This is a genomic window from Altererythrobacter sp. C41 (assembly GCF_016803135.1).
Classification (GTDB): domain Bacteria; phylum Pseudomonadota; class Alphaproteobacteria; order Sphingomonadales; family Sphingomonadaceae; genus Pelagerythrobacter.
This window is the reverse complement of sequence record NZ_JAEVFE010000001.1, coordinates 504,935-527,058: the sequence shown is the minus strand read 5'-3', so window position 1 is coordinate 527,058 and position 22,124 is coordinate 504,935. Positions and strand designations below refer to the sequence as shown.

Here is a 22,124-nt window from a genome sequence, read left to right as displayed (position 1 = left end):
GGCCGAGGTCAAGCTAAGCTCGCATTGAAATTTCCGCCGGAATGGTGGATCGGCGTCCCCATGACCGACGACAAAGACATCCGGCCCACCCTCTCCGACTGGCAAAACCTCGCCGAGAAGGAAGTGAAAGGCCGCGATCTCACCTGGCATACGCCGGAGGGGATCGATGTGAAGCCGCTTTATACCGAGGCGGATGTCGAGGGCTGGGACCCGGGCCTGCCCGGTTTCGCGCCCTACACCCGCGGCGTGAAGGCGAGCATGTATGCCGGGCGGCCTTGGACGATCCGGCAATACGCGGGCTTCTCGACCGCCGAGGAATCGAACGCTTTCTATCGCCGCAATCTCGCGGCGGGGCAGAAGGGCCTGTCGGTCGCCTTCGACCTTGCGACCCATCGCGGCTACGACAGCGACCATCCGCGCGTCGTCGGCGACGTCGGCAAGGCGGGGGTGGCGATCGATACGGTCGAGGACATGAAGATCCTCTTCGACGGCATCCCGCTCGATGAAATGAGCGTGTCGATGACGATGAACGGCGCGGTCATCCCGTGCCTTGCGTTCTACATCATCGCGGCGGAGGAGCAGGGGGTCGGCCCCGATCAGCTTACCGGGACCATCCAGAACGACATCCTCAAGGAGTTCATGGTCCGCAACACCTACATCTACCCGCCCGAGCCGAGCATGCGGATCATCTCCGACATCTTCGCTTACACGGCGGATCACATGCCGAAGTTCAACTCGATCTCGATCTCCGGCTACCACATGCAGGAAGCCGGGGCGACGCAGGTGCAGGAGCTCGCCTTCACCATCGCCGACGGCATGGAATATGTGAAGTACGGCGTCGCCAGCGGTCTCGATATCGACAAGTTCGCCGGGCGGCTCAGCTTCTTCTTCGCGATCGGCATGAACTTCTTCATGGAAGTCGCCAAGCTGCGCGCCGCGCGCACGCTGTGGCATCGTGCGATGACCGAGCTCGGCGCCAAGAGCGAACGCAGCAAGATGCTGCGCACGCACTGCCAGACGAGCGGCGTCTCGCTGACCGAGCAGGACCCGTACAACAACGTCATCCGCACGACGATCGAGGCGATGGCCGCGATGCTCGGTGGCACGCAGTCCCTGCATACGAATGCGCTCGACGAAGCGATCGCGCTGCCGACCGACTTCTCCGCCCGCATCGCGCGCAACACGCAGATCGTGCTGCAGGAAGAGACCGGGATGACCAACGTGGTCGATCCGCTCGGCGGCTCGTACTACGTCGAGGCGCTGACCAAGCAGCTCGTGGACGAGGCCTGGGCGATCATCGAGCGGGTAGAGAGCGAGGGCGGCATGGCCAAGGCGGTCGCCGCGGGCTGGCCCAAGGGCATGATCGAGGAAGCCGCCGCCGGGCGCCAGGCGCGGGTCGACCGGGGCGAGGACGTGATCGTCGGCGTCAACCGGTTCCGCCTCAAGGACGAGGACCCGATCGAGACGCTCGACATCGACAACACGAAGGTCCGCCAGAGCCAGATCGCGCGGATCGAGCGCGTCCGCGCCGGCCGCGATGAGGCGAAGTGCCAGGCGGCGCTCAAGGCATTGGCCGAGGGCGCGAAGGGCAAGGGCAACCTGCTCGCTCTGGCGGTCGATGCCGCGCGCGAGCGGGCGACGCTGGGCGAGATCTCTTCCGCGATGGAGGAAGCCTTCGGCCGCTACGACACGATGCCGCGCCCGGTGAAGGGCATCTACGGTGCCGCCTACAAGGACGACGAGCGCTATGCGCAGGTCGTGCGCGGGGTCGAGGCGGTCGCGCGCCGTCTGGACCGCAAGCCCAGGGTCATGGTCGCCAAGATGGGGCAGGACGGCCACGACCGCGGCGCCAACGTGATCGCCAGCGCCTTCGCCGACATGGGCTTCGAGGTGCTGAGCGGCCCGCTGTTCCAGACCCCGCGCGAGACGATGGAGATGGCGCTGGAGGCGGACGTCGACGCGATCGGGGCCTCGAGCCTTGCCGCCGGTCACAAGACGCTGATCCCCGAGCTGATCCAGCTCCTGAAGGATGCCGGGCGCGCGGACATCAAGGTGGTCGCCGGCGGCGTGATCCCGCCGAGCGACTACGAGTTCCTGCGCAAGGCCGGCGTGCAGGGCATCTACGGCCCCGGCTCCAACGTCGTCGAATGCGCCGCCGACCTGCTGCGCCTGCTGGGCCACAATATGCCGCCCGCGGGTGAGGACACCGGCGACGACCGCGCCGAGGCGGCGGAGTGATCGAACCCCCGTCATCCCGGCGGAAGCTGGGATCGCTCTCCGCCCGGTCGGAGCATGCGGCAAGCGATCCCAGCTTCCGCTGGGGCGACGGGGTAGATTTTTGGCAGGTGTCGCTCGATGCCGGAAACGTCTCCCGTCACCCCCGCGAAGGCGGGGGCCCAGCTAACCTCGTCGCGGCTGGGAACGCGAGCTGGATCCCCGCCTTCGCGAGGATGACGACAAGAGGGGTTTGCGCGTGACTCTCGGCTTCTCCGTCGACGCGCTTCTGCCCCGTGCTCGCGGCGGGGGTGTGCTCAAGATGGGGCTCGCCGCGCTGTCGGAGAATGAATGGCTCGATCCAGATCCCGATCTCGCGGCGCGCGAGGCGGGCTTTGCGGCTTATCCCGAAGCCATTCAGCTCGTTCCCGAAGGCGAAGCGCCGGGGCGTGAGCTCGCAGCGATGCTCGGCATCGGTGGCGGGCTCCCCGAAGCAGCGAAAGCGCGGTGGGAGGACATGTGCCTGCTCACGCGCCGCGAGGATGAGGACTTCTACCGCCTCATCGGCGCCGCGGTCGCCTTCCCGAGCGACTGGCGTCCGGCGGAGAAGATGGGCCTGCCGCTCGCCGGGATGCACGCGCCGATCCAGGGCTATGCGGAGCAGCTCGCGAGCGGCGTGGATCGCTTCATCGCCGGGCTCGCTCCCGGGCGTATATTCGGGCGCTGCAACTGGTTCATCGCCGCGACGCCCGCGCTGCGCTGGGTTGCCGAGCCGCCCGAGCAGGCCTTCGCCCATGTCACACCCGAGAACGCGGGCGAGACGCTGTTCGTCCGTTCCGAGCGCCAGACGCTGCGGCGCCTGCCGGAAACCGGCGCGATCCTGTTCACCATCGGGGTCTATGTCGCACCGCTCGGCGCCCTGTCCCACGCGAACGTGACGCGGCTCGCCGGTGCGATGGAGAAGCTGCTGGCAGGCGAGGGGGATCGCCGCGGCGCGCCCTGTTACGCCGTCGCACTGCAAGGGTTTGCGCAAACGCGCGAGGCCGCTATCGGAAGCCCCGTATGACACAGAAACCCGAAACCCTCGCCGTCCACGCAGGGACCGAACCCGATCCGACCACCAAGGCGCGGATCACCCCGATCTACCAGACCTCGTCCTACGTCTTCGACAGCGTCGAACATGCCTCGCGCCTGTTCAACCTGCAGGAATTCGGGAACATCTACACCCGGATCATGAACCCGACGAACGGGGCGCTGGAAGGCAAGATCGCGGCGCTCGAAGGCGGGGCCGGGGCACTTGCAGTGGCGTCGGGTCACGCCGCGCAGTTCCTCGCGTTCCACACGCTGATGGAGCCCGGGTGCGAGATCGTCGCCGCACAGAAGCTCTACGGCGGTTCGCAGAACCAGCTCGGCCAGAGCTTCCGCAAGATGGCGTGGACCACCCACTTCGTCGACGCCGATGATGCGGGCAACGTCGCCGCCGCGATCACCGACAAGACCCGCGCAGTGTTTATCGAAAGCCTCGCCAACCCCGGCGGCGTGGTGCAGGATATCGAGGCGATCGCGAAAGTCGCGCACGACGCCGGCGTTCCGCTGATCGTCGACAACACGATGGCGACCCCGGTTCTCTGCCGCCCGATCGAATACGGCGCGGACATCGTCGTCCATTCGACCACCAAGTTTCTCAACGGCCATGGCAACGCCATCGGCGGCGTGATCGTCGATGCAGGCAGCTTCGACTGGGCGAAGGATGGCAAGTATCCGACGCTCAGCGAGCCGAACGATTCCTATCACGGTATCAGGTTCACCGAGAATTTCGGCAATCTCGCCTTCATTCTTGCCGCGCGTACGCTGGGTCTGCGCGATCTCGGACCCGCTCTGGCACCGATGAACGCCTTTCTGGCACTTACTGGCATGGAGACGCTGGCGCTTCGTATGGAGCGGCACTGCAGCAACGCTCTCGCGCTCGCCAAGTGGTTGAAGGAACATCCGAAAGTGGACTGGGTCTCCTACGCCGGCCTGGAGGACGACCGCTATCACGCGCTCGCCCAGCGCTATCTCGGCGGCAAGGGCGGGGCGGTGTTCACCTTCGGCCTGAAGGGCGGATACGACGCGGGTGTGAAGCTGGTCTCCTCCGTGAAGATGTTCAGCCACCTCGCCAATCTCGGCGACACGCGCTCGCTGATCATCCACCCGGCCTCGACCACCCACAGCCAGCTCGAGGGCGAGGCGCTGGAGGCGACCGGCGCCGGGCCGGACGTGGTGCGGGTATCGGTCGGCATCGAACATATCGACGACATCATCGCCGATCTCTCGCAGGCACTGGACGCTATCTGATGACCGAAATCCGCAACGACTGGACCCGCGAGGAAATCGCCGAGCTGTTCGACCTGCCTTTCACCGAACTCGTGTTCCGCGCGGCCTCGGTGCATCGGGAGAACCATCCGCCCGCCGAAGTGCAGCTTTGCACCCTGCTCTCGATCAAGACCGGCGGATGCCCGGAGGATTGCGGCTATTGCTCGCAGAGCGTCCATGCCGACAGCGGCGTGGAGGCGACAAAGCTGATGGACGTGCAGGCCGTGCTCCAGTCGGCGGCGCAGGCCAAGGATCATGGCAGTCAGCGGTTCTGCATGGGTGCCGCCTGGCGTAACCCCAAGGACCGCGACATGCCCAAGATCGTCGAGATCGTGAAGGGTGTGCGGGCCATGGGGCTGGAGACCTGCATGACGCTCGGCATGCTGACGCCGAAGCAGGCCGACATGCTCGCCGAAGCCGGGCTCGACTACTACAACCATAACATCGACAGCAGCCCGGAATATTACGAGCGCGTCATCAGCACGCGCACGATGGACGAGCGGCTGGAGACGCTCGACAATGTGCGGCAAGCCGGGATCAACGTCTGCTCGGGCGGGATCGTCGGCATGGGCGAGACGCGCGCCGACCGCGTCGGCTTCATCCACACGCTCGCGACGCTGGACCAGCATCCGGAAAGCGTGCCGGTCAACGCGCTGGTGCCGGTCAAGGGCACGGTGCTGGGCGACATGCTGGCCGATACGCCGCTCGCCAAGATCGACGACATCGAATTCGTCCGCACCGTCGCGGTGGCGCGGATCACCATGCCGCTGAGCATGGTCCGCCTCTCCGCGGGCCGCGAGTCGATGAGCGAGGCGACGCAGGCGCTTTGCTTCCTCGCCGGCGCCAACTCGATCTTCACCGGCGACAAGCTGCTGACCGCGCCGAATGCGGGCGACGATAGCGACGGAGCGCTGTTCGCGAAGCTGGGCCTGACGGCGCTGCAGGGCGAGGAGCCCCTGAGAGCTTCTGGGCGCGCGTGCCGCGTGGCGGAGGCTGCGGAGTGAGCTTTAGCGATCGGCCGACACTGACTGTATGGCAGATGGCGGGTTGTTTTGCTTACATGGCGCTGGGAGCTTTGATCACATTCACCGGACTAATCGGTGCGGCGTTAGGCGATTGTGCCTCTAGTCCTGGCGGTTATGGCTGCCGTCACGATGGCCTCGTCAAATTCGCCATGTTTCCGGGAACCCTTATTGTGATTCTTGCCGGTGGGATTCTGCTGGCGCGACATATGATGAAAGATCGAGATTGATGTTCTCCAAAATCCTCATCGCCAACCGGGGCGAGATTGCCTGCCGGGTCATCAAGACCGCGCGCCGCATGGGTATTGCGACCGTTGCGGTCTATTCGGATGCCGACGCACGTGCACCGTTCGTGCGGATGGCGGACGAGGCGTTGCATATCGGGCCGGCGCCGGCCTCCGAGAGCTACCTGATCGCGGACAAGATCATCGCCGCGTGCAAGCAGACGGGTGCGGAGGCGGTGCATCCGGGTTACGGTTTCCTCTCCGAGCGGGCGAGTTTCGTCGAGGCGCTGGAGAAGGAAGGGATTGCGTTCGTCGGCCCGCCGCCCGGTGCGATCGCGGCGATGGGCGACAAGATCGAATCGAAGAAGCTGGCGAAGGAGGCGGGTGTCAACGTCGTCCCCGGCTTCGTCGGCGAGATCCGCGATACCGAGCATGCCGTCGAGATCAGCAATGGCATCGGCTACCCGGTGATGATGAAGGCCTCGGCCGGCGGCGGCGGCAAGGGGATGCGCCTCGCCTACGACGAGAAGGACGTCCGCGAAGGCTTCGAGAGCGTCAAGCGCGAAGGCCTCAACAGCTTCGGCGATGACCGGGTGTTCATCGAGAAATTCATCGAGAACCCGCGCCATATCGAGATTCAGGTGCTCGGCGACAAGCACGGGAATATCGTCTATCTCAACGAGCGCGAATGCTCGATCCAGCGCCGCCACCAGAAGGTGGTCGAGGAAGCGCCGAGCCCGTTCGTCACGCCCGCGATGCGCAAGGCGATGGGCGAGCAGTGCGTCGCGCTAGCAAAGGCGGTTGGATACCACTCGGCAGGCACCGTCGAACTGATCGTCAGTGGTGCCGATACGACCGGAGAGAGCTTCTACTTCCTCGAGATGAACACGCGGCTCCAGGTCGAGCATCCGGTGACCGAGGCGATCACCGGCGTCGATCTGGTGGAGCAGATGATCCGCGTCGCTTATGGCGAGAAGCTCGGCTTCACGCAGAATGACGTGACAATCGATGGCTGGGCGATCGAGAACCGGGTCTATGCCGAAGACCCCTACCGCGGCTTCCTGCCGAGCACCGGGCGGCTCGTGCGCTATCAGCCGCCGGTCGAGGGCTGGACCGACGACGGCGAGGCGAACGGCCGCCGCGGGATCGATGGCGTGCGTATCGACGACGGCGTCTTCGAAGGCGGCGAAGTCTCCATGTTCTACGACCCGATGATCGCCAAGCTGATCACCTGGGCGCCCACCCGCGAGGAAGCGGCGGACCTCCAGATCGAAGCGCTCGATGCGTTCCGGATCGAGGGACTCGGCCACAACATCGATTTCCTCTCCGCGATCATGCAGCATCCGCGTTTCCGCTCGGGCGAGCTGACGACGGGCTTCATCGCCGAGGAATATCCCGAGGGTTTCGCCGGGGCGGCGGCTTCCGACGAGCTGAAGCGCGCGCTTGCCGCTGTCGGCGGGGCTATCGCTACCGCCGATGCGGACCGGGCGCGGCGGATCGAAGGGCAGCTCGATCCCGCACTGGCCGCTCCGGGAGACTGGTCCGTCACCATCGATGGCACCGATTACGCGGTCAGCCTGGAGGAGGCCGCGATCACGGTCGACGGCGAACCGGTCGAACTGGAAATGGAATACACGCCGGGTGCGCGGCTCCTCGAAGTCGCGCTTTATAACGCCGGGTCGGACGAAGATGCCGAGCCGGTCGAGAAACTCGGCCTCCAGCTCGAACCCACCCGCACCGGCTATGCGATCACCACGCGTGGCGCACGGCACGTGCTGCGCATCCTGCCCGCGCACGTCGCCCATCTTGCGCAGCACATGATCGAGAAGGTACCGCCGGATCTCTCCAAGCTGCTGATCTGCCCGATGCCCGGCCTGCTCGTTGCCTTGCATGTGCAGGAAGGCGAGGAGGTTCAGCCCGGCCAGCCGCTCGCGACGGTCGAGGCGATGAAGATGGAGAACATCCTGCGCGCGGAGAAGCAGGCTACCGTCGCGAAGATCAATGCGGCGCAGGGCGACAGTCTGGCGGTCGACGCGGTGATCCTGGAGCTGGAGTAGTGCATCTCCACCATTCGCCCGATGCTCCTGCTGCGGAGCCGATCGACTTCGAGACGTTCCTCAAGGTGGACATCCGCGTCGGCACGATCGTCGCAGCCGAGGCGTTTCCCGAGGCGCGCAAGCCGAGTTATCGGCTGCGCATCAATTTCGGGCCGGCGATCGGCGAGAAGAAGAGCTGCGCGCAGATCGCAGCGAACTATACGCTGGAGGAGCTTCCCGGACGGCAGGTCGCGGCGGTGGTCAACTTTCCGCCGCGGCAGATCGGTCCTGCGATGTCCGAAGTGCTGACGCTGGGCTTTGCCGATGAAACTGGCGAGGTCGTGCTGTTCGCGCCCGACAAGCCGGTGCCGAACGGATCGCGCCTTTTCTAGTCCTCGATCAGCGCCACGGCCCTGATCCAGCCGGCGCTGGCGCGCTCGATCTTCACCGGGAAGCAGCTTAGCGTGAAGCCGTGGCCCGGCAGGCTTTCGAGGTTGGTGAGCTTCTCGATCTGATAATAGGGCCGGACGCGGCCGGCCTTGTGGCCTTCCCAGATGATCGAGGGATCGCGGTTTTCCGCCCAGCGGCGCGCGGTATGGCTGAAGGGCGCGTCCCAGCTCCAGGCGTCTGTGCCGACCACTTCGACGCCGCGCTCGGTCAGCCATAACGTCGCTTCCGCCCCGAGGCCGACGCCCTGGTCGGTGAAGTTCTCGGTTCCATAGACTGCGCCCGATTGCACGAGCACGATGTCGAGCGGCTTGAGTTCGTAGCCGATCCGGTCGAGCTCCGTCTCGACTTCTGCCGCACTCACCACGTGTCCGTGCGGCAAATGGCTGAAATCGAGTTTCACCCCCGGGCGGAAGAAGCGGTCGAGCGGTGCCTCGTCGATGCTCGGGGCGGGCAGGGCGCCTTCGCCGGTGGTCGAGTGGTAATGCCACGGGGCGTCCATGTGCGTGCCGTTGTGCGTCGAGAGTTCGAGCATTTCGACGGCCCAGCCTTCTCCGTCGGGGAGGTCATTCTTTTCAAGGCCGGGGAAGAACATGGCGATCTGCTGCCAGGTGGCCTCGTGCGTCATGTAGGTGATCTTCGGGCGCATGACCTCCGGGTCGGAGATCACGTCGTTGGTGATCGGGATCGAGAGGTCGATGAAGCGGGTCATATGACGAGAGTGCGTCGACCGGGAGGCACCGTCAATCCTCCCCATTTTTGCGCAGCACAAATGGGGAGGTGGCAGACGCCGCAGGCGGCTGACGGAGGGGCTTGGAGTGCAGAAACCCCTCCACCACGAGCCGCTTCGCGTCTCGCGGTTCCCCTCCCCATTTGCGCCTGCGGCGCAAAATGGGGAGGATCACGATCAATCCGCCCGCAGCTCTTCGTTCAAAAACTCGGTGATATCAGTCAACTCCACATCACGCGCCACATAGGCGTCGCCGATCGCTTGCAGGAGGACGAAGGGGAGGGTACCGGCATCCATCTTCTTGTCGTGAAGCATATGTTCCGCGAGCCGGCGTCCGTCGCAGTCGAGGCCGAGGGTGGCGATCTCGCTCGGCAGGCCCGCCGCATCCACGACGCGCGTTACCCGCTCCGCATCGGCATCACCGATCTGACCCCGCCGCGCGGAATAGCGTGCGGCGAGCACCATGCCGAGCGCGACGGCTTCGCCATGCAGAAGGCGGTCGGAAAAGCCGGTCTCCGCCTCGAGCGCATGGCCGAACGTGTGGCCGAGATTGAGCAACGCACGTCGGTCGGCGGTCTCGCGTTCGTCCTCGGCGACGATCCGCGCCTTGGCTGCGACGCTGGTGGCGACGGCGTGTTCGAGCGGCGCTTCCTCGCGCGCGAGGACCGCCGCGCCATGGGCCGAGAGCCAGTCGAAGAACTGCGCGTCGCCGAGCACGCCGTACTTGAGCACCTCGGCATAACCAGCGCGCATCTCGCGATCGGGCAGGGTGGCGAGCGCGCCGAGGTCGGCCAGCACCAGCGAGGGCTGGTGAAACGCGCCGATCAGGTTCTTGCCCGCACCGGTGTTGATCGCGGTCTTGCCCCCTACCGAGCTATCGACTTGCGCCAGCAACGTGGTCGGCAACTGGATGAAGCCGCATCCGCGCTTGAGGATCGCTGCCGCGAATCCGACGAGATCGCCGATCACTCCGCCGCCCAGCGCGAGGACGTGATCGCCGCGCTCGACCTGCTCGGCCAGCAGCCAGTCGGTGACGCGCTGCAGGTTCTCCCAACTCTTCGACGCTTCGCCGGGGTCGAGCACCAGCCAGCGCGGCTCAAGGCCCTCACGCGCGAACGATGTGTCGACCGGCTCGCGCCAGTGCCGCGCCACGTTGGCGTCGGTCACGATCGGCACCGAGCTCTTGCGGAGCAGCGGCGCGCACTGGCGCGCGGCATCGCGCAGCAGGTCCTTGCCGATGCGAACCTCGTAGGATCGGCCGCCCAGTTCCACCGGCACTACAGCCATCGATCGATTGCCTCCACTATGGCCATTGCGGTGTCGAGATGCGGACCGTCTTCCCCTGCGACGCGGATCGGCGCTTCGGCGTAGCACGGCATGCGCTCGCGATGGAGCCGCGTGAGAATTTCGTGCGGGTCACCGTCGCGCAGTAGCGGGCGGACGTTGCGCCGCGCGGTGCGCTCGACCAGCGTTTCGACGTCGCAGTCGATCCACACGGCGATCGCCTTTTCGAGAATCAGCGCGCGTGTGACATCGTTGACGAACGCGCCTCCGCCGGTGGCAATCACCCCGTGCCGTTCCTCGATCAGCCGCGCGATCACGCGCCGCTCCCCGTCGCGGAAGTAACCTTCACCGAAGCGGTCGAAGATTTCCGTGATCGGCATCTGTGCCGCATCCTCTATCGCCTCGTCCGCGTCGACGAAGCTCTTGCCCAGTAGCGCCGCGAGCTTGCGCCCGACGGTTGACTTGCCCACACCCATGAGGCCGACGAGCACGACCGGGCGATCTATCCGCCGTGCGACGCGGGCGATTTCTGCGTCGTTCCATGTTTCGGACTGCTGGGTCATTGCCGCTTCGCCTATAGATGGGCTAGGTGCGGCGCAACTGTGCAAGGACGGGCAAAGAAGGGTCTGCTGGCTTGGCAATGACAGGTAGGCGTGTCGTATGGGCGGTAGTGGTGCTGGTCGCCGCGCTGCTGCTCTATGCCTGGATCGATGGAGGGGAGGAGCCGATACGCCCCATCGCCGAGCCGATCGACCTGCCGGAGACGGCGGAATGAAGGCGGCCCTCTTCGTCGGAGGTGCGGCGCTCGCGCTGAGTTCCTCGTTCGTGCTCGCGCAGAGCGCACCCGAATCGCTGCTGCCGCCGGGGTTCGACGATCCGGCGCCGGCGCCAAGTCCCACGCCCACTCCGCGTCCCACAGCCACGAGCACGGCCGCCCCCGCGCCGAGCGCGACCAACACGCCCGTCATCCAGCCGCTGCCCGAGCTCGACGTCGCGGATATCGAGCTGCCGCCGGATCTGCCCTCGCTCGAAGAGCTGGAGGCGATGGACACCGATGAACTCGACGAACTGCTCGGGCTCAAGCCGCGAGACGACATTCCGCGGGCCGCGCGCCGCTCGCTCGCCGAAGTCGGCGTGCTCGCGCCGGACGAAGGCGGTTTCGCGACGGGGTCGCTTGCGGCACAACCTGCCTCGCTGGTGCGCGCGGCGCTGGCTGGAACGCGCGGGCCGCTGGTCTCGCGCTGGGGCCATATTCTGCTCCGCCGCGCGCTCGCGAGCCGCCTTGCGGCACCGGAAGGGATGGATCCGGTCGACTTCGCAGCGCTCCGCGCCGCGACGCTCAACTCCATCGGCGAATACACCGCCGCGCGCGCGATCGCGCAGGATGTCGACACGAGCAACTGGAACGGCGCCCTGACGGGTGCTGCGCTCGACGCCTATATCGCCACCGGCGACATCGTCGGGGCCTGTCCGGCAGTCCAGCTTCAGGGCAGCGACCGCGACGAAGCGCGCTGGCAGCTCTGGCGCTCGATCTGCTCGGCCTTTGCGGGCCAGGGCGTACGGGCCGGAACCGAACTCAGCCGCGCGCTCTCGCGCGGAACCGCGCCGGCGATCGACGTGCTGCTGGCGCAGCGCTACGCCGGCGCCGCGGGATCCGGGCGGCGAGCCGTCAACCTCGAATGGGAAGAGGTGAACGAGATCACGCCCTGGCGTTTCGCACTTGCGACGGCGGTCGGCGCGGAAATTCCCGAGAACCTGCTTGCGGACCCCGAACCCTACTACCAGCGAGTCACCGCCATCGCGCCAATGCTCGCCCCCATAGCCCGCGCGGAAGGTGCCGACCGGGCGGCGCGTGAGGGCATTCTCTCCGCCTCCGCGATGGTCGATCTCTACAGCCAGATCTATGCGATCGAGGGCGCCGAGGGACCGGCCGCCGCGACTGCCGCGAGCTTGCGGGAGGCCTATGTCGGCCAACCCGCCGCGCGGCTTCCTGCAATTCGGGAGATTTGGGGCTCGTCCAACTCGCCCGCCTATGGCCGCCTGGTCCTTACAGCCTATGCGGCGGCACGCCTGCGGCCGAGCGAGGATCTCACCGAGGCGGCGGCGCAGTTGATCGCATCGATGCTCGCAGCAGGGCTCGACCGGGACGCGATGGAATGGGCGCCGGTGGTCGAGCAGGGAAGCCAGGCCTGGGCGCTGCTTGCGCTGGCGCAGCCGGATCCGCAGGATTCTATCGGCGGCGGGCCACTCGATACGTTCATCGATGCCGACGAAAGCGCCGGACAGCGCAAATCGCGCTTCCTCGTCGCCGCGCTGGCGGCACTGGGGCGGATCGACGGCGATACGGCGCAGTCCTATTCGGAACGGGTGGGCATCGATCTCTCGCGCGAGACGAAGTGGATGCGCATGATCGAGCGCGCCGCCGACGTCGACAATCCGGCGCTCGTGGCGTTGCTCGCGGGACTCGGGATGCAAGGCGAAGGGTGGGAGCGGATGACCGCACGGCACCTGTTCCACATCGTATCCGCGCTCAACCGCGTGGGGCTTTCGGCGGAAGCGCGGATGATCGCGGCGGAGGCCGTGGCGCGCGGTTAACGCCTCTCCCGCTTGCGGGAGGGGCCGGGGGTGGGCCAGAATGCCGTCCATGCTCAGGCTGTGCTGTCCGATCCCCTCCTGCAAGTCGAAGGGGGCGTAGTGTCCGCGATCGAGGATTTCCTCGCGATGCTGGCGGCGGAACGCGGTGCGGCAGCGAATACGCTGGCAGCGTACCGACGCGATCTCGAAGGGGCGGAGGAAGCGATCGGCTCGCTCGATCGCGCTGGGCGGGACGATCTGGCGCGTCTGGGGCAGGCGTGGGCGATGCTCGCCCCATCGAGCGTGGCGCGAAAATCCTCGGCGCTGCGGCAGTTCTACGGCTTCCTCGTCGACGAAGGGCAGCGCAGCGACGACCCTTCCGCCGCGCTGCCCCAGCCTGCGATGCGGCGCCCGCTGCCGAAGATTCTCTCGCACGGCGAGATCGAGACGCTTTTCTCCACGGCGGAGGAGGAAGCTCGGGGCGACGATCCGCGTGCGGTGCGGCTCCTGGCGCTGCTGGAACTCCTTTACGGATCCGGGCTGCGCGCGACCGAGCTCGTCTCGTTGCCCCTCTCGGCCGTTCCCCGAGATGCGCCGTTCCTGACGGTGACCGGCAAGGGCGGACAGGCGCGTATGGTGCCGGTCAGCGGCCGGGCCGGGGCGGTTCTGTCGCGCTGGCTGCCGCTGCGGCCGGAGGGATCGAAGCACCTCTTTCCCTCGCGCGGAGGCAAGCATCTGACGCGCGTGCGGCTCTTCCAGCTCCTGAAGGCACTCGCGACGCGCGCCGGGCTGGCGGCAGAAAAGCTCAGTCCGCACGTGCTGCGCCATGCCTTCGCGACGCATCTGCTGGAGGGCGGGGCGGACTTGCGCGTGCTCCAGACCCTGCTCGGCCATGCCGATATCGCGACTACGCAGATATACACCCACGTCGACAGCGCCCGGCTGGTTGCACTGGTCAACGAACGGCATCCTCTTGCCGTCCGCCGCCGCGCGGACTAGGCGCTCTGCGATGATTTCCTATCTCGAATTCGAGAAGCCCGTCGCGCAGCTCGAGGCGCGGATCGCGGAACTGCGCACCGCAGCCGAGGGCGACGACGTCGATATCTCGGGCGAACTTCAGCGGCTCGAGCAGAAGAGCGCCGATTTGCTGTCCAGCACCTATGCCGCGTTGACCCCGTGGCAGAAGACGCAGGTGGCTCGCCATCCGGCGCGGCCGCACTTTCGCGATTTCGTCGAACATGCGTTCGAAGAGTTCATCCCTCTCGGCGGGGATCGCTTCTACGGCGAGGACGAGGCGATTCTCGGCGGATTTGCGAAGCTGGGCGATCGGCGCGTCATGTTGATCGGGCACGAGAAGGGCAACGACACCGAAAGCCGCCTGCGACACAACTTCGGCATGGGCAAGCCCGAGGGGTACCGCAAGGCGATCCGCCTGATGGAGATGGCGGGGCGCTTTGGCCTGCCGGTCGTGACGCTGGTCGATACCTCGGGAGCCTTTCCCGGCGTCGAGGCGGAAGAGCGCGGCCAGGCCGAGGCGATCGCGCGCTCGACCGAAGCCTGCCTTGCGCTGCCCGTGCCGATGGTTGCGACGATCGTTGGCGAAGGCGGTTCGGGTGGGGCGGTGGCACTGGCCAGTGCCGAGCGCGTGCTCATGCTCGAGCACGCGGTCTATTCGGTGATCTCGCCCGAAGGATGCGCCTCGATCCTCTGGCGCACGGCCGAGAAGGCTCCCGACGCGGCCGAAGCGATGAAAGTCACCGCCCAGCACCTCGAGCGGCTGGGCGTGATCGACCGCATCGTGCCCGAACCCGTCGGCGGCGCCCATCGCGATCCCGTCGCAACCGCGCAAGCTCTCGCGCACGCGATCGGCGAAGAACTGGACGCCCTTTCCGCACTCGCGCCCGACGAGCTCCGGCGCATGCGCGAAGAACGCTTTCTCCGGATCGGCGGCGCTTGAGGGAACGACGGCGACTCGCCGTCGCGGGTTCCCGATGGATTTGTCTGAAATGACGGTTGCGCGAGAAGCGGGAACCAAGCGTGTGCGCGCCGGGTTTCTCGCATAGAATCAACCGCAGCGGCGAGCGCAGCGTCGCGCATGCTTGGAGGAGACACCGCAAATGCTTCGCCTGAAACCGCTTGCGCTGGCGTCGGTCGCCACGCTTTCCATGACGCTCGGTTCGTGCACCTCGATGGGCAACATTCCGAGCGCGTCGACGCCGATCACCCAATCCGAAGCGCAAATGGGCGCCGAAGCGCATCCTCAGCTTCTCGCCGAGTTCGGAGGCGCGATGACGGGGCCGCAGGCGCAGTATGTCGCGCAGGTCGGCAAGAATATCGCGGTCCAGTCGGGGCTGGGGAATGCGCAGTCGGATTTCACCGTCACGCTACTCAACAGTTCGGTCAACAACGCCTTCGCGATCCCTGGCGGCTACGTGTACACCACGCGCCAGCTCGTCGCTCTGATGAACAACGAGGCGGAACTTGCGGGCGTGCTCGGGCATGAGGTCGGCCACGTCGCCGCCCGGCACTCGCAGCGTCGACAGGCAAGGGCGCAGCAGAACACGCTGCTCGGCGCGGCGGGGGCTATTCTCTCGGGCATCCTGCTGGGCGACAGCGGCATCGGCCAGCAGATCTCGCGCGGCATCCTGCAGGGATCGCAGATGCTGACATTGCGCTTCTCGCGCGATCAGGAATTGCAGGCTGACGACCTCGGCATTCAGTACCTCAATCGCGCCGGCTACGACCCCCGGGCCATGGCGACCGTGCTGCAGAGCCTCGCCGCGCAGAATGCACTCGATGCCTCGCTGCAGGGGCGTGACGATGCGACGGTGCCCGAATGGGCTTCCACCCACCCCGACCCCGCGAGCCGCGTTCAGACGGCGCTGCAGAGGGCGGCGGGCGGCACCGGCGTCACCAATCGCGATACCTTCCTCACGCGGATCGACGGATTGGTCTACGGCGACGATCCGGCGCAGGGGATCATCGAGGGACGGCAATTCATCCATCCGGTGTTCCGCCTCTCGTTCACCGCGCCGCAGGGTTTCTACATGGTCAACGGCACGCGCGCGGTGTCGATCAATGGGCAGAGCGGACAGGCGCAGCTCAGCACCGGCGCTTACGACGGCAATCTCGGCAACTACATCCGCAGCGTTTTCCGTGCGCTCGGCGGCAACCAGCAGACGCTGGCGCCGGCAAGCATGGAGCAGACGACGGTGAATGGCATCCCGGCCGCTTACGGCATTGCGCGCGTCAACAGCGGGAACGGTCAAGTGGATGTGGTGGTGTTCGCCTACGAGTTCTCGAACAATCAGGCGTTCCACTTCGCCGCGATCAGCCAGGCCGGGCGGTCGGGAGTGTTTACGCCGATGTTCAACTCAATGCGCAGGATCAGCCAGTCCGAAGCGAATCAGGTCGTGCCGCGGCGGATCGATGTGGTGACGGTGCGCAGCGGTGACACGATCTCCTCGCTGGCGCGGCGCATGGCCTACGATAACGCACAGGAGCAACGTTTCCGGGTGCTCAACGGCGTCGGCTCGGGCGACACGCTACAGGCCGGGCAGAAGGTGAAGATCGTGGTCCGGGGGAGCTAAACGCTTGCTGGCCATGTAAACAGAAAGGGCGGCGAGATCGCTCCCGCCGCCCTGTCTATCGGCGATTGCCGAGCTTACCTTTCATCAGGGGGCGCCATTTTCCATCGCCGATGAAACTTCACCGAAAGTCCCGATCAGCTGGTCGCCGAGTGCACCCATCGCACCAATCGCAGCAACAGCGATAAGCGCTGCAATCAGGCCGTATTCGATGGCGGTGGCGCCCTGCTCGTCGCGGAGCAGCTTGTTGATGAACTTCATGTCAGTCTCCTGGTTCAGTCTTCGATACCCGAACTCTTTCCTGCAACGCGGGAACGAGCAGTGAGCGGAATAAGGGGAATGGCTTTATAAAGTGCTAAAGGTCGGGACTGGCCGACCATCCTATCCCCTCTCCTTGGTGACCTCGCTCGAAACCCAGTCCCACATCTCGATGGTCTCCCCCACGACGAGCTGGAGAGCGCCCATGCAGGCGATCACGATCAAGGCCACGATCAGGCCGTACTCGATGGCAGTAGCGCCGCGGGTGTCGCGTCCGATGCGCGCCAGAAGATTCGTCTGCTGCATGGACGTTTCCCCCCGGTACGGTCCTGAGGGCGGACAATGCACCGTCTCCATTAAGAAAAAGTTCTGATAGGTCCGCGAGATGGAACAGGAGCCGAAATGGATCACGGTCGTCGCGCTGGCATTGCGCGGAGGCAATGGTCGCTGGCTGATGCACCGTCGGCCGCCGGAAAAGCATCATGGGGGGCTGTGGGAATTCCCTGGCGGCAAGGTCGAGCCGGACGAACTGCCCGATCGCGCGCTGGAGCGGGAAATCCGCGAGGAACTCGGCATTGCGATCCGCTGCGACCGGCTCCGGCCCGCCAGCTTCGCCCAGTCCGCACCGAGCAACGGCGCACCAGGCATCGTGATACTTCTCTACCGCACGGACCACTGGACCGGCGATCCGCGCGCGCTCGAGGGTGGAGAGGTCGCTTGGCTCACGCCCGAGGAAATCGCGCCGCTGCCCAAGCCTCCGCTGGACGTCGCGCTCTGCCGGGCGCTGTTCGGAAGCTTGTCCGAAAAACCGGTCCAATAGGGATTGCCAAGCTCTGCCGCCCCCCTTATGTGGCGCCCTCCAAGCGCGCCCGTAGCTCAGCTGGATAGAGCACCAGACTACGAATCTGGGGGTCAGAGGTTCGAATCCTTTCGGGCGCGCCAATAAACAGGGCCGTCCCCACCGGGGGGCGGCCCTGTTTGTTTGTGGGCCATGGAAGGTTCGGATTTTCGGAATCGGAGCGCCGCAGGCGCGGAGATGACGAAGCACCGCAGGTGCGGAGTAATCCTTTCGGGCGCGCCAACGAACAGGCCCGTTCCCATCCGGGGGTGGGCCTGTTTGCTTATGGGGGCTAGCGATCACCGCTCACTCTCACCTCTGGCGAATCCCTATTGCTTCGCATGCGTTGCAGCGTAGTTTCGGTAGCATGGGGCAGGAGGACGAGGAGGCCCGGCGCGAGCAGCGTCACCATGTCGCGGTCGAGGGGCGTTACCGCACCGGCAGCGGCGTGCCCAAGGACGTCAGCGTGCTCGATATCTCGGAACGCGGCTGCCGCTTCTTCGACAAGTTCGGCAGCCTAATACCCGGTGCGCAGATCACGGTCCGCATCGGGCCGATCGGGCCGATCGCGGCGACGGTGAAGTGGGCCGAGCGCCAGGTGGTCGGTGTCGAATTCGAGAACCCGATCTACGGCCCCGTACTCGATCACATCCGCAACGAGCTCGCCCGGAATCCCGGCGACTAGGGCGCGAGTTCGTCGTCCACGCTGTCTTCGAGCCAGTGCATCTCCTCGTCGGAAAAGCCGAAGTGATGCCCGGCTTCGTGAACCACCACGTGCCGCACCAGATCGCCGAAATCGACGCCCGTTTCGCGCCATTCTCGCACCAGGGGCCGGCGGAACAGGCTGATGACCGGGGGCAGTTCGCCGGAATCCCAGCTCGACTGCTCGCCGAGCGGACGCCCTTCGTAGAGACCGGTCAAATTCCACTTGCTTCGGATGTCGACCGAATCGAGTTGCTCGCGGGTGGCGAACTCCTCGATCCGCACGACGACCTGACGCAGCGGTTCGCGGAATTCCTCGGGTAGCGAGTCGATCACCGCCTGCGCCATGCGCTCCATGTCCTCGGCGGTTGGCGGGGTCTGCCTGAATGCGTCCATGGCGTGAATATGGCGTGCGCCCGCGACTTCGTCACCCCCGCCGGCCACGCGAGGAACTATGCTGGGATTCGGCCATTTTCCGATGGAACATCAACCAACAGGGGATCTCCGATATGGCAGCAGCCGAAGCGATTTTTGCGCGTCTGAAGCAGGATCATGACAAGCACCGCGAACTGCTCGACCGGATTCTCGGCACCCAGGGCGAGAGCCGAGAACGCGAAACCCTCTTTACCGAGCTGACCAAGGAACTGAAAAGCCACGCAGCGGCGGAGGAGCAAGCGCTCTATTCGACAATGCTGCGCAAGCCGGAGACCACCGACGAAACTCGCCACTCGGTTGCCGAGCATCACGAGATCGATGAGATGCTCAACGATCTTGCCGCAACCGAGATGACGAGCGGCGACTGGATGACGAAGTTCGAGGCCCTCGATCACCGCTATCGTCATCACATCGAAGAAGAGGAGGACGAGCACTTCCCCGACTTCGAAAAATACCTCACTGAGGAGGACGAGGTGTACATGGAATCCGTCTTCGAGCGCCGCAAGCGCGCGGAGAAGGCCGAGGCCGAGGTAACGCCCGAGAAGATGGAAGACGCCAAGGAATAGCGAAAGCGAGGGAGGGGTGGGCGCGGCCGAGGAAGACTTGAGCGAGCCGGAGTTCGACGACCGCGCGGAAGAACCGGGCGTCTGGCGTTATGCCCGCGTCGATCGCGCGAGCGTGATCGTCGACGCGGCGGCCTATTTCGCGCTGATGCAGCAGGCGATGCTCAAGGCCCGCCACCGGATATTCCTGGTGGGGTGGGATTTCGACACGCGCATTCACCTCGCTCTGGGCCGCCGCTGGTTCCACCGGATCCTGCGCCGCAAGTATCCGCGCCGGCTCGGCAGTTTCCTCATGTGGTTAGCGCGCCATCGGCCGGGGATGGAGATTCGGGTCCTCAAATGGAGCCTGGGCCTGCTCCAGTTCATGCTGCGCGGCTATATGCTGGTGGATCTGGCGCGCATGGCTTCGCACCGCGGGATCACTTTCAAGTTCGATACTCACCATCCGGTCGGCTGCTCGCATCACCAGAAGATCGCGGTGCTGGACGACAAGCTGGCCGTCTGCGGCGGGATCGACATGACGCAGGACCGGTGGGACACGCGCGAGCATCTGGAGCACGACCGGCGCCGGCGGCGGCCGCACGGCAGGCGCTACGGCCCCTGGCATGACGCAACGATGATGTTCGAAGGCGACGCGGCGCGCGTCCTGGGCGCCCTCGGCCGCAACCGGTGGGAGCGAGCGGGCGGCGAGCGGCTCGAGCAGGTACCGATTCCCGACGAAAGCCTCTGGCCCGATGATCTGCCGGTCCAGTTCGAGAATATCGAGATCGGCATCGCGCGGACGCGCGCCAAACACGACGGTTCGCCGCAGGTGAACGAGATCGAGCAGTTGCTGCTCGCCCAGATCGCTCGCGCCCGGCGCTTCATCTACAGCGAGAACCAGTATTTCACCTCGCGCAAGATCGCGGAGGCGATCGGCGAGCGTCTGAAGGAGGACGATCCGCCCGAAATCGTCATGGTCCAGCCGCAGACGGCCGAAGGGTGGCTGGAGCAGCAGGCGATGGATCACGCGCGCAATTGCCTGCTCCATAGCCTGGCCGAACTGGACCACAAGCGCCGCTTCAAGGTCTATGTCCCGCACGCCGGCGATACGCCGATCTATGTGCACGCAAAGTTGATGATCGTGGACGATCGCATTTTGCGGATCGGTTCGGCCAACTTCAACAACCGGTCGATGGGTCTGGATTCGGAGTGCGACGTGTTCGTCGATTGCGACCGACCGGGCAACGATCACGCTTGTGACGGCATCGCCGCGCTGCGCCACTCGCTGCTCGGCGAACACTGCGGAATCGAGGGGGAAGAGGTGGCCCGGCTGCTCTCCGCCGATCCGTCGATGCATGCCCTGATCGCGGCGCACGGGCAGGGCGATGGGCGCTCGCTGCGGCGCTATGATCCGCCCGAAATCGGCAGCATCGAAGAGACTCTGGCGGGGTCCAACCTGCTCGATCCCGAGCGGCCCGACGAGATGTTCGAGCCGTTTGCCAAAGGCGGACTTTTCCGTAAGGGAAGCCCTCTGGGCCGCGCCTTCCGCGGGGCGAAAAAGAGGATGGGGAAATGAGCAGCCTGGTCGGACCCGACGAAGACGTATCGGATGGAAAGCCGCCGGTGCCCGAAGAGGTGCAGGAGGCGATCCGCACTCTGATCCGTTGGACTGGCGACGATCCGACGCGGGAGGGCCTGCTCGATACGCCCAAGCGCGTGGCGCGGGCGTGGAAGGAATACTGTCTCGGCTACGGGGAGGATCCCTCGATCCATCTCAGCCGCGTGTTCGAGGAAGTCGGCGGCTACAACGAGATCGTCCTGCTCCGGGATATCCCGTTTCAGAGCCATTGCGAACATCATATGGCGCCGATCATCGGCAAGGCCGCGATCGCCTATCTGCCGACCGACCGCGTGGTCGGCATCTCCAAGCTCGCCCGGGTACTCCATGGTTTCGCCCGCCGCCTGCAGGTCCAGGAGCGCCTCACTGCCGAAGTCGCCGACTGCATCTGGGAACACCTCCATCCGCAGGGCGTCGCCGTCGTGATCGAGGCCAGCCATAGCTGCATGACCGCCCGCGGCGTCCGCACGCCCGGCGTCACCATGACCACCAGCCGCATGATGGGCACTTTCCTGGACGACCCCCGCAGCCGCGAGGAAGTGCTCAAGCTGATGGGCTATTGAGAGCCTGTTTCTCAGCCAGTCGCTCATCGCGCCGGATAACCAGTGGAGTGCTGGCCCGGAACGAAATAGCCGGGACGTCGCAGGACGCCCCGGCCGGTAATTTCGTCATGCCCGGCGCGAGCCGGAACGAGGAGGGGCGTCAGCCGAGTTGGCCGAGCATATGCTCCGCGCTCGAGACCGAGAAGTCGCCCGGCTGCTCGACGTTCAGTTCCTTGACCACGCCGTCCTCGACAATCATCGAGTAACGCTGGCCGCGCTGGCCGAGGCCGAAGCCGCTGCCGTCCATGGTCAGGCCCACGGCTTCGGCGAATTCGCCGTTGCCGTCTGCAAGCATGGTGATGTCTTCCGAACCCGCATTCTTGTTCCAGGCGCCCATCACGAAGGCGTCGTTGACGGCGGTGCAGGCGATCTCGTCGACGCCCTTGGCCTTCAGGTCCTGGGCCTTCTCGACATAGCCGGGCAGATGCCGGGCCGAGCAGGTCGGGGTGAAAGCGCCGGGGACGGAGAACAGCGCCACCTTCTTGCCCTTGAAGTAGTCGCTCGACTGGACCTTCTCGGGCCCGTTCTCGGTCGCCTTGACCAGCGTCACATCGGGAATTCTGTCGCCTACCGAAATCGTCATCGGGAAATTTCCTTTCGTCACCCCGTCCGTTCGCGCTCGATATAGAGCCTGCGTCCTGCACGGCAATATG

At 65.9% G+C, this 22,124-nt stretch carries 23 protein-coding genes and 1 tRNA gene; 17 read left to right on the top strand and 7 right to left on the bottom strand.

The genetic code is table 11. The features are described 5' to 3' along the window. The first annotated feature begins 60 nt into the window (after window positions 1-60). From scpA to JNO53_RS02450, 6 genes are all read left to right on the top strand, one after another. Entirely contained in the window at window positions 61-2,238 is a 2,178-nt protein-coding gene (gene scpA / locus JNO53_RS02480) for a methylmalonyl-CoA mutase (protein ID WP_203107274.1), read from the top strand. 235 nt (window positions 2,239-2,473) lie between these two features. Further along, complete coding sequence (locus JNO53_RS02475; protein ID WP_203107272.1) at window positions 2,474-3,280, top strand: heme-dependent oxidative N-demethylase subunit alpha family protein; 807 nt, start codon at window positions 2,474-2,476, stop codon at window positions 3,278-3,280. Further along, the gene (locus JNO53_RS02470; protein ID WP_203107270.1) at window positions 3,277-4,551 is read left to right on the top strand and encodes an O-acetylhomoserine aminocarboxypropyltransferase; all 1,275 of its coding nucleotides are present in this window, start codon (window positions 3,277-3,279) and stop codon (window positions 4,549-4,551) included. The genes JNO53_RS02475 and JNO53_RS02470 overlap by 4 nt, the downstream gene beginning before the upstream one ends. Further along, window positions 4,551-5,573 carry a biotin synthase BioB gene (gene bioB / locus JNO53_RS02465; protein ID WP_203107268.1) on the top strand — a complete coding sequence of 341 codons (1,023 nt, stop codon included), beginning with the start codon at window positions 4,551-4,553 and terminating at the stop codon, window positions 5,571-5,573. The genes JNO53_RS02470 and bioB overlap by 1 nt, the downstream gene beginning before the upstream one ends. A 247-nt stretch (window positions 5,574-5,820) precedes the next feature. Then, complete coding sequence (locus JNO53_RS02455) at window positions 5,821-7,872, top strand: acetyl-CoA carboxylase biotin carboxylase subunit (protein ID WP_203107264.1); 2,052 nt, start codon at window positions 5,821-5,823, stop codon at window positions 7,870-7,872. After that, window positions 7,872-8,243, top strand: a complete 372-nt coding sequence (locus JNO53_RS02450) for a tRNA-binding protein (protein WP_203107262.1) — start codon at window positions 7,872-7,874, stop codon at window positions 8,241-8,243. Before JNO53_RS02455 ends, JNO53_RS02450 begins: the two co-directional genes overlap by 1 nt. Here the strand turns inward: JNO53_RS02450 and JNO53_RS02445 are convergent. The 3 genes from JNO53_RS02445 to JNO53_RS02435 all read right to left on the bottom strand — a co-directional run bounded on the left by JNO53_RS02445 (window position 8,240) and on the right by JNO53_RS02435 (window position 10,875). Further along, window positions 8,240-9,010, bottom strand: a complete 771-nt coding sequence (locus JNO53_RS02445; RefSeq protein WP_203107260.1) for a cyclase family protein — start codon at window positions 9,008-9,010, stop codon at window positions 8,240-8,242. The genes JNO53_RS02450 and JNO53_RS02445 overlap by 4 nt on opposite strands. Before the next feature lie 195 nt (window positions 9,011-9,205). Continuing rightward, window positions 9,206-10,315 (bottom strand): 3-dehydroquinate synthase, encoded by a 1,110-nt coding sequence (gene aroB, locus JNO53_RS02440; protein ID WP_203107258.1) that lies wholly within the window; start codon window positions 10,313-10,315, stop codon window positions 9,206-9,208. Then, window positions 10,306-10,875, bottom strand: coding sequence for a shikimate kinase (locus tag JNO53_RS02435; RefSeq protein WP_203107256.1), 570 nt, complete (start codon window positions 10,873-10,875; stop codon window positions 10,306-10,308). The genes aroB and JNO53_RS02435 overlap by 10 nt, the downstream gene beginning before the upstream one ends. Window positions 10,876-10,952: 77 nt before the next feature. Here JNO53_RS02435 and JNO53_RS15440 point away from each other — a divergent pair, with 77 nt between their 5' ends. The 5 genes from JNO53_RS15440 (at window position 10,953) to JNO53_RS02415 (ending at window position 16,476) form a co-directional block, all read left to right on the top strand. Next, a complete protein-coding gene (locus JNO53_RS15440) occupies window positions 10,953-11,087 on the top strand; it encodes a hypothetical protein (protein WP_274380848.1) in 135 nt (44 codons plus the stop codon). Then, the gene (locus JNO53_RS02430) at window positions 11,084-12,907 is read left to right on the top strand and encodes a hypothetical protein (RefSeq protein WP_203107254.1); all 1,824 of its coding nucleotides are present in this window, start codon (window positions 11,084-11,086) and stop codon (window positions 12,905-12,907) included. The genes JNO53_RS15440 and JNO53_RS02430 overlap by 4 nt, the downstream gene beginning before the upstream one ends. A gap of 99 nt (window positions 12,908-13,006) precedes the next feature. After that, window positions 13,007-13,885, top strand: coding sequence for a tyrosine recombinase (locus JNO53_RS02425; protein ID WP_203107252.1), 879 nt, complete (start codon window positions 13,007-13,009; stop codon window positions 13,883-13,885). Window positions 13,886-13,895: 10 nt separating this feature from the next. Beyond that, window positions 13,896-14,843 (top strand): acetyl-CoA carboxylase carboxyltransferase subunit alpha, encoded by a 948-nt coding sequence (locus tag JNO53_RS02420; protein ID WP_203107250.1) that lies wholly within the window; start codon window positions 13,896-13,898, stop codon window positions 14,841-14,843. Window positions 14,844-15,003: 160 nt separating this feature from the next. After that, window positions 15,004-16,476, top strand: coding sequence for a M48 family metalloprotease (locus JNO53_RS02415; RefSeq protein WP_203107240.1), 1,473 nt, complete (start codon window positions 15,004-15,006; stop codon window positions 16,474-16,476). Window positions 16,477-16,560: 84 nt separating this feature from the next. On the opposite strand, the gene JNO53_RS02410 is transcribed toward JNO53_RS02415, so the two are convergent. Both JNO53_RS02410 and JNO53_RS02405 read right to left on the bottom strand, forming a co-directional pair. After that, the gene (locus JNO53_RS02410) at window positions 16,561-16,734 is read right to left on the bottom strand and encodes a Flp family type IVb pilin (protein WP_203107233.1); all 174 of its coding nucleotides are present in this window, start codon (window positions 16,732-16,734) and stop codon (window positions 16,561-16,563) included. 120 nt (window positions 16,735-16,854) lie between these two features. Continuing rightward, window positions 16,855-17,037: a Flp family type IVb pilin gene (locus tag JNO53_RS02405; RefSeq protein WP_203107226.1), complete on the bottom strand. Its 183-nt coding sequence runs from the start codon at window positions 17,035-17,037 to the stop codon at window positions 16,855-16,857. A gap of 79 nt (window positions 17,038-17,116) precedes the next feature. On the opposite strand from JNO53_RS02405, the gene JNO53_RS02400 reads away from it, so the two are divergent. The 3 genes from JNO53_RS02400 to JNO53_RS02390 all read left to right on the top strand — a co-directional run bounded on the left by JNO53_RS02400 (window position 17,117) and on the right by JNO53_RS02390 (window position 18,254). Beyond that, on the top strand, window positions 17,117-17,551 hold the full coding sequence (locus JNO53_RS02400) for a (deoxy)nucleoside triphosphate pyrophosphohydrolase (RefSeq protein ID WP_203107224.1): 435 nt from the start codon (window positions 17,117-17,119) through the stop codon (window positions 17,549-17,551). Window positions 17,552-17,596: 45 nt separating this feature from the next. Continuing rightward, window positions 17,597-17,673 (top strand) — tRNA-Arg (locus tag JNO53_RS02395). A gap of 263 nt (window positions 17,674-17,936) precedes the next feature. Further along, window positions 17,937-18,254, top strand: a complete 318-nt coding sequence (locus JNO53_RS02390; protein ID WP_203107222.1) for a PilZ domain-containing protein — start codon at window positions 17,937-17,939, stop codon at window positions 18,252-18,254. Here JNO53_RS02390 and JNO53_RS02385 read toward each other — a convergent pair. After that, the gene (locus JNO53_RS02385) at window positions 18,251-18,667 is read right to left on the bottom strand and encodes a metallopeptidase family protein (RefSeq protein ID WP_203107220.1); all 417 of its coding nucleotides are present in this window, start codon (window positions 18,665-18,667) and stop codon (window positions 18,251-18,253) included. The genes JNO53_RS02390 and JNO53_RS02385 overlap by 4 nt on opposite strands. A gap of 113 nt (window positions 18,668-18,780) precedes the next feature. Here JNO53_RS02385 and JNO53_RS02380 point away from each other — a divergent pair, with 113 nt between their 5' ends. The 3 genes from JNO53_RS02380 to folE are packed head-to-tail and all read left to right on the top strand — an operon-like array spanning window position 18,781 to window position 21,432. Next, on the top strand, window positions 18,781-19,272 hold the full coding sequence (locus tag JNO53_RS02380; protein ID WP_203107218.1) for a hemerythrin domain-containing protein: 492 nt from the start codon (window positions 18,781-18,783) through the stop codon (window positions 19,270-19,272). Between the two features lie 16 nt (window positions 19,273-19,288). Further along, a complete protein-coding gene (locus tag JNO53_RS02375) occupies window positions 19,289-20,827 on the top strand; it encodes a phospholipase D-like domain-containing protein (protein WP_338015277.1) in 1,539 nt (512 codons plus the stop codon). Next, window positions 20,824-21,432: a GTP cyclohydrolase I FolE gene (gene folE, locus JNO53_RS02370; RefSeq protein ID WP_203107210.1), complete on the top strand. Its 609-nt coding sequence runs from the start codon at window positions 20,824-20,826 to the stop codon at window positions 21,430-21,432. The genes JNO53_RS02375 and folE overlap by 4 nt, the downstream gene beginning before the upstream one ends. A 139-nt stretch (window positions 21,433-21,571) precedes the next feature. Here the strand turns inward: folE and JNO53_RS02365 are convergent, their stop codons facing one another. Beyond that, entirely contained in the window at window positions 21,572-22,054 is a 483-nt protein-coding gene (locus JNO53_RS02365; RefSeq protein ID WP_203107208.1) for a peroxiredoxin, read from the bottom strand. Window positions 22,055-22,124 lie beyond the last annotated feature (70 nt).